Source organism: Actinomyces culturomici (assembly GCF_900499005.1).
Taxonomy (GTDB): domain Bacteria; phylum Actinomycetota; class Actinomycetes; order Actinomycetales; family Actinomycetaceae; genus Pauljensenia; species Pauljensenia culturomici.
In genome coordinates, this window is sequence record NZ_LS991316.1 from 39,879 (window position 1) to 52,092 (window position 12,214).

Here is a 12,214-nt window from a genome sequence, read left to right on the forward strand (position 1 = left end):
GGGGCCTGTGGATGGAGACCGAACCGGGGCCGCTCGCGCGCTACGGCGCGCGAGCGGCCCTACCCTTGTCCCCATGGGAACCGCGCTGATCACGGGGGCCGCTTCCGGCCTCGGCGAAGAATTCTGCTGGCAGCTCGCCTCCGCCGGCCACGACCTCGTCCTCGTCGCGAGGAACGAGCGCAAGCTCGAGGAGCTGGCCGACAAGCTCCGGACGATCGCCGGCGTGAAGGCCGAGGTCCTCGTCGCCGATCTCTCCGACCCCGAGGCGCTCGCGAAGGTCGCCGATCGACTCGACGCGACCGGTGAGGACGGACGCTCCCCGATCGGCCTCCTCATCAACAACGCCGGCTTCGCCCTCGGCGCCCCCTTCCCGGATAACGACCTCGACGCCGAGCTCAACGGACTCGACGTCATGGTCCGGGCCGTCATGGTCCTCGCCCACCACGCGGTCCGCGCGATGCGCGCGCGGGGGCGCGGCGCGATCCTCAACACGGCGTCCGTCGCGTCGCGGACGGGGGCCGGCACCTACTCGGCGCACAAGGCGTGGGTCGTCGCCTTCACCGAGGGGCTCTCCGAGGAGCTGCGCGGCACGGGCGTCACCGCGACCGCAGTGTGCCCCGGACCCGTGCGCACCCCGTTCTTCGAGAAGGCGGGCGTCGACATGTCGCGCACGCCCGATGCCCTCTACTGCACGCCCGAGGAGGTCGTCACCGAGGCGCTCGACGCGGTGCGCGCGGGCCGCGTCCTCGTGACGCCGACCCCGACCTACAAGGCGGCGATGGCGGCGATGAAGCTCGCGCCGCGCTGGGTCGTTCGCCGGGCGATGCGCTCCGTGCCGCACATGTAGTGAAAACCGAGTGCTCCGACTGCTTGCTTGGCGAACCCTTTGGGCACTGAAGGTGCCGAGAATGCCGCTGAAGCAAGCAGTGGGAGCAAACCCACGCACTCAAAGGGGCAGGAGCGCGCGCTGCGGGTGCGGAGGTGCCGTCATTCGAAGCGCGGTGGCGACCTCGCGCGCGACCCTCTCGGGATCTTCGAGTTCGAAGGACTCGAATCGAAGGACGGTGAGTCCCTCGGCAACGAGGAGCTTCTCGCGTTGATCGCGCTCCGTCAGCGACGAGAGAATGCGCCCCGGCGAGTCTCCATACTTCGCCTTCCCGTCGAACTCGATGACGAGGCGCACCCGTCCGCGGTTGATCTCGAAGTCGACGAAGAGGCGACGCCCGGCGATTGAGTGCTCCACCTGGGTCCGGACGTTCCGGAATCCCATCGCCTTGAGAATCCAGAGCAGCCTGCGCTCTTGGACCGACTCGCACGCCGCGTCGGCGGCGGCGAGGACCACCCGCGCGCGCGAGCGCCCGCGCCCTGATCGTCGTTCTTCGATGGCGTCGAGGATTCGTCTGCGCTCGTACTCCTCGCGCTCCCTGCTGTCCGCGAGTGAGAACCGATCGAACCGGGAGAGCAATCGGAGTGCGGCGGAGACGGACTGCACCGCACGATCCGGACGGAGATCGGCGGCGCATTGGGCCGCCGCCAGTCGGGGCTCCACGGAGGCGATGTCGCTGAGGGGAAAAGACAGCGAGCGCGGCAGCGAATCGGTCTGATGGGAAATGATCGGAATTCCCGGTGAAAGAAGGTCTCCGCCGAGGGTCACATGCGGCAGTTCGTCCGCTCGCGCGCTTCCCCGTGGAGCGAGCAGATGAATTTCTCGGTGGTCGTCGGCAAGTGGTTCGACTCCGTGCGCGATGAGCGCTGATGAATGCGAGAGCGGAGCCGATGGGCCCCGGACCAGCGATACCGCTGCGATCCTCAGGGCGAGAACCGTGTCGGCGAGCTCCCAGCCGCCGAGTCCGGCAACGACGGCCACAGGCGCGTAGGCGTTCCTGTAGATGCGAAGGAGTCGCTGCCCGTCGACGGCACGTCGAATCGCGTGCTGGTTACTGCGCGTTCCCAGGCGAATCGATGCTGCTGCAGCTTCGATCCTCAGTCCGAAAGCCTCCATGGACTCATTGAATGGGTCCTCGTGGAATTCGGGGAGGAGGGGGTTGCGGCCTGTGGACGGAGTGGATGGAAAAGGGGTGCTCCCGCTGCTTGCTTCACGGCGCCTTCTCGAACGATTCGTCTCAAAGACCCCCGTGAAGCAAGCACTGGGAGCATGTCTCGGTCGAAGGCCGGGGGGCCGGGCGCGGTGCGCCCGGCCCCCCGGCCTCGTCGAATGCTCAGATCAAAAGGGCTCCGATCAGGCGAGATCGAGATTCTCGAGCCCGAGGGCGTGGAAGTAGGGGAAGCCCTCGGCCTCGATGCGCTCCTTCGCGCCCGTGGCGCGATCGACGATGACGGCGACCGCGACGACCTCGGCGCCCGCCTCCTTGAGGGCGAGCGCGGCCTCGAGCGGCGAGCCGCCGGTCGTCGAGGTGTCCTCGAGGACGACGACGCGCTTGCCCGCGACGTCCGGGCCCTCGATGCGGCGCTTCATCCCGTGCTCCTTCGCGGCCTTGCGGACGACGAAGGCGTTGAGGGAGAGCCCGCGCGAAGCCGCCGCGTGGAGCATCGCGGCGGCGACGGGGTCGGCGCCCATCGTGAGGCCGCCGACGGCGACGTAGTCCTCGCCCGGGGCGAACCCGGACTCCTCGAGGAGGTCGAGCATGACGTGTCCGATGAGGGGGGCGGCCTCATGATGAAGGGTCGCGCGACGCATGTCGACGTAGAAATCAGATTCGCGGCCCGACGCGAGGGTGACCTTCTCATGGATCACCGAGAGCTCCTTGACGAGTTCGGCGAGACGGGCCTTGTGGGAGTCGTTCGTCATGCCCTCAGAGTAGCGGCCCGCCCGCGGAGTCCCGTCCTCCCCGCGCCCGTCCGCGCGATTCGCGAGGAGGGGGGCGGCCCCGCCGGGCCGCCCCCTCCAGAAGACGAGATGAGGGTCAGTCGACGACTGCCTCGACGAGCTCGATGAGCTCGCCGATCCCCTCGTGGATGCCGAAGGGGCGGTACGGGTACTGCTCGATCTGTTCGAGCGAGGTCGAGCCGGAGAGGACGAGGTGCGTGCGCAGGCCAGCCTCGACGCCCGCCTGGATGTCGGTGTCCATCCGGTCGCCGACCATGGCGGCGTGCTCGGAGTGGGCGCCGATCTTGTTGAGGCCGGCGCGGATCATCACGGGGTTCGGCTTGCCGACGAAGTAGGGGCGCTTGCCGGTCGCGGCGGTGATCATGGCGGCGATCGCGCCGGTGGCCGGGAGGGTGCCGTCGTCGGAGGGGCCGGTGACGTCGGGGTTCGTCGCGATGAACTTCGCACCCTCCTCAATGAGGCGGATCGCGCGGGTGATCGCGTTGAAGTCGTAGTTGCGGGTCTCGCCGAGCACGACGTACTCAGGATTCTGGTCGGTCATGATGTAGCCCGCGCCGTGCAGGGCGGTCGTCAGGCCGGCCTCGCCGATGACGAAGGCGGAGGAGTCGGGCGACTGCTGGGAGAGGAAGGCGGCCGTCGCGTTCGCGGAGGTCCAGATGTTGTCCTCGGGGACGTCGAGCCCGGAGTTCGCGAGGCGGGCCGACAGGTCGCGGTTGGTGAAGATCGAATTGTTCGTGAGGACGAGGAAGGGGTAGCCCTTGCGTCGCAGCGCGTCGAGGAACTGCTCGGCGCCGGGGAGGGCGCGGTTCTCCTTGACGAGGACCCCGTCCATGTCGGACAGCCATGCGGACACGGGAGGCATCTCGGTGAGGGCCTTGGGTGCATTGTCGTTCAACGTCATGCCTCCATCGTAGGCGGCGGGCCCTCCGCGGTCACCGTCCGAGCGTCCTCAGGAGCCTGTGAAACCGGCCTGGGAGCGCGGTTTCCGCCACTCGTGAACGCCGTCCGAACGTTCGGGGAAGCGGCGCCGAACGGACGACGCAGGGCGGGGGAGCGCGAGCGGAACCCCCGGGAAAGAGATCGGCCCCGAGACGGGGAGCCTCGGGGCCGCAATGCCGCCGGGTACGAACCCGGTCGGGTCGACCTCGTCAATCGGCCTGCTCGGGGTCGGCGTCGACGGCGCCCTGGACGTCGTGGAAGAGGAGGTTCGTGATCTCGAGCTGGACGTACTCAATGTGCGGGACGTCGGCGAGGACGAGCGGGTCGTTCGCGCTGGTCTGGAGGGTGAGCGTGCCGCAGCCGAGCATCCGGTCGACGAGGTCGCGGTCCATCGCGACGTCGGAGATCCGGGTGAGGGGCAGGTCGTGACCCTTCTTGTTGAAGATCCCGTGGCGGGTGATGATCCGCTTCGAGGTGAGCGTGAAGGTCGTCGTCGTCCACTTGAGGAAGGGGACGATGAGGAGCGGGATCGTCGCGACGACGACCGCGGCCCAGACGAACGCGTGGCTGTAGGGCGCCCACTCGTAGGGGAGGTACACCGACGCGAGGATCCCCGCGATGATGAGGAGGATCTCGCCGAGGATGTTCGGCAGGATCGCCTTGACGTGGGTGCGCATGCGGCGGACGACGACCTCGTCCTTGGAGAGCATTGTGTGTCGCGGGGCCATGCCCCCATCGTGCCATTACGGCGGCCCGCGCACTATCGTGAGGCCGATGAGTGACGCGATCGACGAGGGCGGGGCCCCGGCCCGGATGGGCGGGGGCGGCGTCGTCGACGAGTCCGATCGGGTGCGCGAGGGCGCGGCGCAGAACGGCGTCGGCCCTTGGGAGGGGCCCGTCCCCGAGGACCCGCGCCTCGATCCCGAGCTTCTCGCGCACGGGGACCGCCGCAACGTCGAGGACCGCTACCGCTACTGGACGATGGACGCGATCCGCGCCGACATCGCGAGGAGGGCGCTCCCCTTCGAAGTGGCGGTGGGGAACCCCGGGCACGACTTCAACATCGGGTCGATCGTGCGGACGGCGAACGCGCTCGGCGCCTCGAGGGTGCACATCGTCGGGCGCAGGCGATGGAATCGGCGTGGGGCGATGGTGACGGACCGGTACCTTGAGGTCGATCATCTGGAGGACGCGGCCGCGCTCGCGGCCTCGTGCGCGCAGCGGGACCTCGTCCTCGTCGGCGTCGACAACGTCGAGGGGGCGGTGCCTCTCGAGACGACGGAGCTGCCGGCGCGCGCGTGCCTCGTCTTCGGGGAGGAGTCGGGCGGGCTGAGCGCGCAGATGCTCGCCGAGTGTGCGCTCGTCGTGCGAGTTTCGCAGCGCGGGTCGACGCGCTCGATGAACGTCGGGCATGCCGCGGCGATCGTCATGTGGGCGCACGCGCGGTCGCTCGAGGAGATGCGGTCGCGGGAGTGACCGCGAAGGCCCGAAAAGGCGCCCATCGGGGGAAGACGAACGTGCACTTATGCGGGACTTCCATCCTCGCGGCGGAAGGCCCCGATGTGGGAGAATCGACCCCGACAGACTTGTCGCTCGAATAGGAGGCTCCTGTGCCTATCGCAACCCCTGAGGTCTACGCCGAGATGCTGAATCGCGCGAAGGAAGGCAAGTTCGCCTACCCCGCGATCAACGTGACCTCTTCCCAGACCGTCACCGCCGCCATTCAGGGCTTCGCCGAGGCCGAGTCCGACGGCATCGTCCAGATCTCCGTCGGCGGCGCCGAGTACGCCTCCGGTTCGACGATCAAGAACCGCGTCACCGGCTCCCTCGCCCTCGCGGCCTACGCGACCGAGGTCGCGAAGAACTACGGCGTCACCATCGCCCTCCACACCGATCACTGCGCGAAGCAGAACATCGACTCCTGGATCCGCCCCCTCATGGAGATCGAGGCCACCCAGGACCTTCCGACCTTCCAGTCGCACATGTGGGACGGCTCTGCTGTTCCGCTCGCCGAGAACCTCGAGATCGCGAAGGAGCTCCTCGCCCTCTCGGTGAAGGCCAAGACCATCCTCGAGATCGAGATCGGCGTCGTCGGCGGCGAAGAGGACGGCGTGGTCGGCGAGATCAACGAGAAGCTCTACACGACCACCGAGGACGCTCTCAAGACGGTCGAGGCGCTCGGCATGGGCGAGAACGGCCGCTACCTCACCGCTCTCACCTTCGGCAACGTCCACGGCGTCTACAAGCCGGGCCACGTCAAGCTCCGCCCGGAGATCCTCGGCACCATCCAGGAAGAGGTCGCCGAGAAGATCGGGTGGAAGAACAACCGCCCGTTCGACCTCGTCATGCACGGCGGCTCCGGCTCGTCGGCCGAGGAGATCGCCACCGCGGTCGCCAACGGCGTCATCAAGATGAACGTCGACACCGACACGCAGTACGCGTTCACCCGCCCGGTCGTGGAGCACATGTTCCGCAACTACGACGGCGTCCTCAAGATCGACGGCGAGGTCGGCAACAAGAAGCAGTACGACCCGCGCTCGTGGGGCAAGGCCGCCGAGGCCGGCATGGCCGCCCGCGTCGTCGAGGCGTGCCAGCGCCTCGGCTCGGTCGGCACCAAGATGAAGTGAGCAGTCGATCCGTCGATCAGCATCGCTGGATTGACGGTCTCGGCTGATCTCATCGGCTGGACCCGCATGGGGGTGGGACTCGGAGGATTCTCTCCGGGTCCCACCCCCGTTTCCGTGCTCTGGCGTTGCGGCGATTCCCGAGGGGACAATTGAGGCGGAGTGTCCCAGGCTGGCTCCTCACCGGTTGAGGGCGGGTGTGTTGTCGTGTTGGAGCGTGAGGGCTCCTTTTCGAATCATGGCGTGGAGTGCGAGGGCGCGTCGGTGGTCGAGGGGGGGTTCAATTGGTGGTGATCCGCCGATGTGTTCTGAATTCGACGGAGAGAGCGGTCGTCGGAGCGGCCGCTGCGAGGGCTGTCTCTTGGAATGATGATCGGCTTCCGAGAAAACGTGGTAGCACGTCGGTTATTGAAGACGCAGGAGGTGAGGACATCATGGGAACTCGCATTTGGGATCTTTATGCGCCGCTCTACGCATTCTTCACGCGGTCCGATGAACGAGCTTACGCGCCTGCATATGCGCGTATCCGCCACCTCATCGAGGGCAAACGCGTCCTCGAGGTGGCGGCGGGCCCGGGTACTCTTGCGCGTGAGGTTGCTCCAACGTGTCGGGAAATGATCGCGACCGACTTCTCCGCGGGAATGATCCGCCAGGCGCGATCGCACCCTCATGCGGATCATCTGCGCTTCGAAGTCGCTGACGCCACCGCACTTCCGTATCCGGATTCCTCCTTTGATGTCGTTATCATCGCCAATGCTCTGCACATCATGCCCGACCCGGAGGCGGCCCTCGGAGAGGCGGCGCGCGTCTTGCGCTCCGACGGCATCCTGATCGCCCCGAACTTCGTTCACGGCGCTTCCTCGCGCATCGGTCGACTCCGCGAGCGCATTTTGCGTCTCGCTGGTGTGCGCTTCGAGCACGAGTGGACGCGCGACTCCTACGAGGAGTTCCTGGCGGCGAATGGGTGGACGGTGATGATGAGCCGTCTTCTGCCGACGCGTATCCGCGTCGACTATGCGGAATGCTCGCGTTCCGACTTGCGCTGATGGCTTCCGATTGGAATAGAGAGCGCCGAATGGCGGTGAGCGAATGGCTTGTCGGATCGATCTCGGATTCCGAGAGGACTGCACCCCGCGCTGCGCCGACGATGTCCGCACAGCAGCCAGATAAACGAGCCTCCACAAAACCCGGGGCTTGACAGCCACACAGCGTCGCCAGTCATTGGGTCTCGGGGCGCCCGTTCGGTCGGTTGGGTGGTGTACTGCTCGTCGAATCCGTAGGGGTCGTGGAAGACCCCGGACAGGGTTCCTGCATGGGCTGGCAGTGAAGCTAATGTCAAACCGATGGTCAGAAGCAGTATGGCGAGCAAGGAGCAAGGGCGAAGGCGCGCGAAAATGGACATGGCAACTCCTTATTTCAGCGCTAAAATTACTATGGTATCATAGTAAGCCTGTCGCCTGCGGGGGGCAAGGGGTCTTCTTGAATCACATGGGAGTAATCTCAGTCGCGGTACGCCAAAGGGGCTGCAAAGACCAGGGATGCGGCTCCGTGAGCCCAGGTGTCGTCGGTCCAGTGGTGGACGCTGATGGGGGTGGTCCGGCGATTCTCGGGGATCCTGGCGCGCAGACCTTCGAGGAATCCCGCCTCCCAGTGGTGCCACATGTCGACTCCCTCGCCGGAGATCGTGATGGTTTGGGGGTCGAACAGGTGGACAACGTTTGCGACAGCGAGTCCGAGGCTAGTGCCTGCGTCGTGGAAGAGGGCTCGGGCGCCAGGGTGGCCAGCTTCGGCGAGCCGGTTGAGCCGGTCCTTGCCCTCGTGTGCTTCGAGTGATCCATTCTGGCGGGCTCGGCGCACGAGCGCGTTGTCGCTGATCAGTGTCTCGAGGCAGTCGCGCAGGCCGCAGGCGCACTGGATATCGGTTGTTTGGATCATGGAATGCCCGAGTTCTCCAGCTCCTCCGTGCGCACCGCGCAAGACGCGTCCGCCGGTGGTAATGGCAGCGCCTATGCCATACCCGATGGTGATGAGCAGGCTTTCATCGGCTTGGTTGTCGCCGTAGAGACGATCGGCCACGGCGAGAGTGTTGACATCGTTGTCGATGATCACTGGCAGTCCGGTGGCCTCGCGCAGAGCCTGTCCGAGGTTGATTGCGTTCCATCCCAACGTCGGGGCGGTGACGACGTCTGGGTTCTTCGGGTCGCTGTAGCCCGGGATTGCCAGGCCGATGCCGAGCAAAACCCCCGTCCGGTCGCGAACCTGGGTTCGGACAGCATCGGTGATGCGGGCGAAGGCTTCGGGTGCGCGCATGTCGAGATTGATTGACAAGCCAGGGAACGGAGTTCCATTGATATCAACCTCGGCCATTGTCAAGTGGTTGGGAGTCAGCTTGACGCCGAGTGCATAGCGGCGATGCTGGACAACGTCGAGGAGGACGCGCGGCCGTCCGCCATTGGAAGGTCGTGCGCCGGACTCGACAAGTGCCCCCTGAGAGAGCAGCGCTTTGGTTGCGTTGGTGACTGTGGCGGGGGAGACCCCGAGTTCGCGTGCGACGTCCGATCGCGACATGGGGCCTCGGGTGCCGATAAGGCTAATGATGGCGGCGCCATAGTCGCGACTCGCCAGCTTTCCTCCCATGTTCACATCCTTCTTGGGGGTGGGTTAGTCGACGGATCTGTTGTTGAAGTCCATCTTGGATCGTATCCCTTGACAAGGGAGTAGCAGCAGGCTTACTTTATGACTAAAGAAAGTCGTCAAAGCAATGGAGCTTGCTGATGGATGCAATGCCGAGAAAGCGGCGTAGTCCAGCCGTTCGCCGAAGTCAGACTGGTTGGGCCATCGTGTTCTTGGCGCCCAGCTTCGTGCCTTTGGCTGCCTTCACGTTCTGGCCGATGATTCAGTCGGTCTGGATCAGCCTGCACAAGTGGAATCTCATCTCGTCTCCCACCTGGGTCGGTCTCGGGAACTACGCGAAGCTGCTCGCGGATCCTGAGACATGGAGGATTCTTGGGCATACGTTGGCATTCGTAGTGGGCTACTTGCCTTTGGTCTATGTTGGCGGTCTGGTGCTTGCGGTCGCGTTGAACCAGCGTCTGCCGGCCCGCGGCTTCTTTCGTGCCGTCTACTTCCTCCCGGTCATTACGTCGTGGGTGGTTGTAGCTCTGGTCTGGAAGTGGCTCCTCAATCCCTCGAATGGCATTGTCAATGCTCTCCTCGGTGCAGTTGGACTTCCTGAGCCAGGGTGGTGGACAGATCCACAGTGGGCCATGGCCTCAGTTGTTCTCGCCTCGGCCTGGAAAGACCTGGGTTTCGTCATGGTCATCCTGCTCGCCGGTCTGCAGAACATCCCTACCGAGTTGTACGAGGCCGCACGAATCGACGGGGCGTCGCGTTGGAAGCAGCTACGCCATATCACTCTGCCCCTCCTCACCCCTTCGAGCTTCTTCGTGCTGGTCATCAGTCTGATCAACGGATTTCAAGTGTTCGACCAAGTGTTCGTCATGACCGGCGGAGGGCCGCAGGGTTCTTCGCAGGTCGTGGTCGGGCAGATCTACGACCTGACGTTCCGCTATGGCAGGGCGGGTGAGGCTTCGGCGCTGTCGTGGCTGTTGTTCGCGGTGATCTTGCTTGTCACCCTCCTGCAAATGTGGGGTCAGAAGAAATGGGTGCATTATGCGTGAGAAGATGACTTCAGGGCGGGTAGTGCTGGTGGTGACAGTGGCTGTCGGCGCGCTCATGATGATGTTTCCATTCCTGTGGATGCTCATTACGTCGATAACGCCCGAGGGATCCCTGGCAGGTGGTCCCTCCCTGATCGTGGAGCATCCCACTCTGGACGCGTACCGATCCCTCTCCGATGTGTTGCCAATGGGGCGGATTGTTGCCAACTCGCTCCTGGTAGCACTGGTTTCGACCGCTCTGCAGTTGATGACGGGCTCCATGGCCGGCTACGCATTCGCGAGGCTTGACTTTCCCGGAAAGAATGTCGTGTTCGCGCTGTATCTGGCGACGATGATGATTCCTCTGCAGGTGTTGGTCGTCCCGCTCTTCATCCTGTTTAAAGACTTGCACCTGCACGATACCTATTTCGCGCTTATTGCCCCCACGGTGGCTTCCGCCTTCGGAGCGTTCATGCTCAGACAGGCTGTTCAGGCGGTGCCTCGGGAACTCGACGAGGCCGCAATCATCGACGGCGCGGGGCACCTGCGCATTTTCGCGCGAATTATCCTCCCGCTCATCACCCCGAGCTTGGCCACCGTTGGAATCCTCGCGTTCATGGCGACCTGGAACAGCTTCCTATGGCCTCTAGTCGTCATCCGTTCCCCTGAGCTTCAGACACTTCCTCTCGGTCTGGCGAGCCTGCACGGACAGTTCACGACTCAATGGGATGTGGTGATGGCCGGGTCGGTCGTCTCCATCATTCCGATCATGGTCGTCTACCTGTTTGCCCAGAGACACATCATCACCGGAGTGACCCACACGGGCCTCAAGTAGTAGCAGTATCCCCTTCTCAGAAAGGCAAAGAAAGATGTCCCGCAATATCCGCCGTGCCCTTTCGGGCCTCGCGCTGTTCGGCGCGATTCTCTCGCTCGCAGCGTGCTCGCAAGGTTCGGCCACTCGGAGTGGTGGCAGCGATCCCTCCGGGGCTCAAACTGTCACATACATGAACTTCTCCGCTAATGGCGGTCATGAAAAGGATCTTCAGGCTATTGCCGACGCATTCCATCAGGAGAATCCGAACATCACTGTCAAGATCGAAACCATCCCCTACGATTCCTACTTCGCAAAACTGCAAACCGCGGTTGCTGGCGGCACCGCTGCTGACGCGTTCGAACTCAACTACGAGAATTTTGTGACGTATGCGGCAAACGGTTCGTTGGCAGGACTTGAAGGAGTCAATGCGAGCGAGTACCGGAAGTCGTTGGTCGATGCGTTCATGGTCGATGGGAAGCAGTACGGCTTGCCTGAGAGCTTCAGTAATGTCGTTCTCTTCTACAACAAGGACCTCTTTAAGGCGAAGGGCGTTGCTGAGCCAACTGCGGACTGGACCTGGTCGGACGAGCAGAATGCTGCCGAAGCACTCACGGACACAGCCAACGGGACGTGGGGCGACTATCAGCCGGTGACTTTCCACGAGTTCTATAAGGCTCTTGCGCAAACCGGTGGGAAATTCATGGCGGACGACGGTAAGAAGACCGCGTTCAACTCGCCAGAAGGCGTGAAGGCGGCGACTTGGCTCGTCGAGAAGTCTGGAAAGACGATGCCGACTGAGGCCGACGGTGCCGGCACCCCGGATTTCGATTCGAAGCTGTTCCAAACCGGCAAGCTTGCAATGTGGCATTCGGGTATCTGGATGTTCGATGGTCTGAAGGACGTCCAGTTCGACTGGGACATCGTCGTCGAACCGGGGGATACCACCAAGGCGTCGGCGATGTTCACGAATGGCGCAGTGGTCAATGCCAAGTCGCACAATGTTGAGGCCGCGACCAGGTGGGTCACTTACTTGACGAGCTCGAAGACAATGAGCGATATTCGGCTCTCCTCTTCGTGGGAACTGCCTCCGGTCGCTGATGACGCGGTATTCGCTTCATATCTCGAAAAGGGGAAGCCGGCCAATCGTCGCGCTGTGCTCGACAGCCTCGACAAGACGGTTCTTCCGCCGGTCATCGAATCACAGCAGGAGATGCAGGACGCCGTCACTCAGGAGCTGACCGCAGCAGCATCGGGACGCAAGTCGGTTGAGGACGCGCTGTCCGACGCCGCCGCAGCGGTTGACGCACTTATCAATCAGTGACCTTGCTCG

At 64.3% G+C, this 12,214-nt stretch carries 13 protein-coding genes; 7 read left to right on the top strand and 6 right to left on the bottom strand.

The window, feature by feature from the left end:
• Window positions 1-73: 73 nt before the first annotated feature.
• On the top strand, window positions 74-847 hold the full coding sequence (locus DY157_RS00175; protein WP_115726635.1) for an SDR family NAD(P)-dependent oxidoreductase: 774 nt from the start codon (window positions 74-76) through the stop codon (window positions 845-847).
• A gap of 99 nt (window positions 848-946) precedes the next feature.
• On the opposite strand, the gene DY157_RS00180 is transcribed toward DY157_RS00175, so the two are convergent.
• The 4 genes from DY157_RS00180 to DY157_RS00195 all read right to left on the bottom strand — a co-directional run bounded on the left by DY157_RS00180 (window position 947) and on the right by DY157_RS00195 (window position 4,515).
• Window positions 947-2,002: a DUF559 domain-containing protein gene (locus DY157_RS00180; RefSeq protein ID WP_115726636.1), complete on the bottom strand. Its 1,056-nt coding sequence runs from the start codon at window positions 2,000-2,002 to the stop codon at window positions 947-949.
• Window positions 2,003-2,239: 237 nt separating this feature from the next.
• Window positions 2,240-2,809 (bottom strand): orotate phosphoribosyltransferase, encoded by a 570-nt coding sequence (pyrE, locus tag DY157_RS00185; protein ID WP_115726637.1) that lies wholly within the window; start codon window positions 2,807-2,809, stop codon window positions 2,240-2,242.
• A 115-nt stretch (window positions 2,810-2,924) separates the two neighbouring features.
• Window positions 2,925-3,749 carry an HAD-IIA family hydrolase gene (locus DY157_RS00190; protein ID WP_115726638.1) on the bottom strand — a complete coding sequence of 275 codons (825 nt, stop codon included), beginning with the start codon at window positions 3,747-3,749 and terminating at the stop codon, window positions 2,925-2,927.
• Between the two features lie 247 nt (window positions 3,750-3,996).
• The gene (locus DY157_RS00195) at window positions 3,997-4,515 is read right to left on the bottom strand and encodes a PH domain-containing protein (protein ID WP_115726639.1); all 519 of its coding nucleotides are present in this window, start codon (window positions 4,513-4,515) and stop codon (window positions 3,997-3,999) included.
• A 46-nt stretch (window positions 4,516-4,561) separates the two neighbouring features.
• Between DY157_RS00195 and DY157_RS00200 the strand changes: the two genes are divergently transcribed.
• From DY157_RS00200 to DY157_RS00210, 3 genes are all read left to right on the top strand, one after another.
• The gene (locus tag DY157_RS00200) at window positions 4,562-5,263 is read left to right on the top strand and encodes a TrmH family RNA methyltransferase (RefSeq protein WP_407923448.1); all 702 of its coding nucleotides are present in this window, start codon (window positions 4,562-4,564) and stop codon (window positions 5,261-5,263) included.
• Between the two features lie 134 nt (window positions 5,264-5,397).
• Entirely contained in the window at window positions 5,398-6,414 is a 1,017-nt protein-coding gene (gene fbaA, locus DY157_RS00205; RefSeq protein ID WP_115726641.1) for a class II fructose-bisphosphate aldolase, read from the top strand.
• 431 nt (window positions 6,415-6,845) lie between these two features.
• Window positions 6,846-7,457, top strand: a complete 612-nt coding sequence (locus tag DY157_RS00210) for a class I SAM-dependent methyltransferase (protein WP_115726642.1) — start codon at window positions 6,846-6,848, stop codon at window positions 7,455-7,457.
• Here the strand turns inward: DY157_RS00210 and DY157_RS11925 are convergent.
• Window positions 7,424-7,813 (bottom strand): hypothetical protein, encoded by a 390-nt coding sequence (locus DY157_RS11925; RefSeq protein WP_115726643.1) that lies wholly within the window; start codon window positions 7,811-7,813, stop codon window positions 7,424-7,426. The genes DY157_RS00210 and DY157_RS11925 overlap by 34 nt on opposite strands.
• Before the next feature lie 98 nt (window positions 7,814-7,911).
• Window positions 7,912-9,048 carry an ROK family transcriptional regulator gene (locus tag DY157_RS00220; RefSeq protein ID WP_115726644.1) on the bottom strand — a complete coding sequence of 379 codons (1,137 nt, stop codon included), beginning with the start codon at window positions 9,046-9,048 and terminating at the stop codon, window positions 7,912-7,914.
• A 137-nt stretch (window positions 9,049-9,185) separates the two neighbouring features.
• Here DY157_RS00220 and DY157_RS00225 point away from each other — a divergent pair, with 137 nt between their 5' ends.
• From DY157_RS00225 to DY157_RS00235, 3 genes are read left to right on the top strand one after another with little or no spacing between them, the layout of a single operon-like run.
• Window positions 9,186-10,091, top strand: a complete 906-nt coding sequence (locus tag DY157_RS00225; RefSeq protein ID WP_235827020.1) for a carbohydrate ABC transporter permease — start codon at window positions 9,186-9,188, stop codon at window positions 10,089-10,091.
• Window positions 10,084-10,905, top strand: a complete 822-nt coding sequence (locus DY157_RS00230; protein WP_115726645.1) for a carbohydrate ABC transporter permease — start codon at window positions 10,084-10,086, stop codon at window positions 10,903-10,905. Before DY157_RS00225 ends, DY157_RS00230 begins: the two co-directional genes overlap by 8 nt.
• 34 nt (window positions 10,906-10,939) lie before the next feature.
• On the top strand, window positions 10,940-12,205 hold the full coding sequence (locus DY157_RS00235; RefSeq protein WP_115726646.1) for an ABC transporter substrate-binding protein: 1,266 nt from the start codon (window positions 10,940-10,942) through the stop codon (window positions 12,203-12,205).
• Window positions 12,206-12,214: the final 9 nt, after the last annotated feature.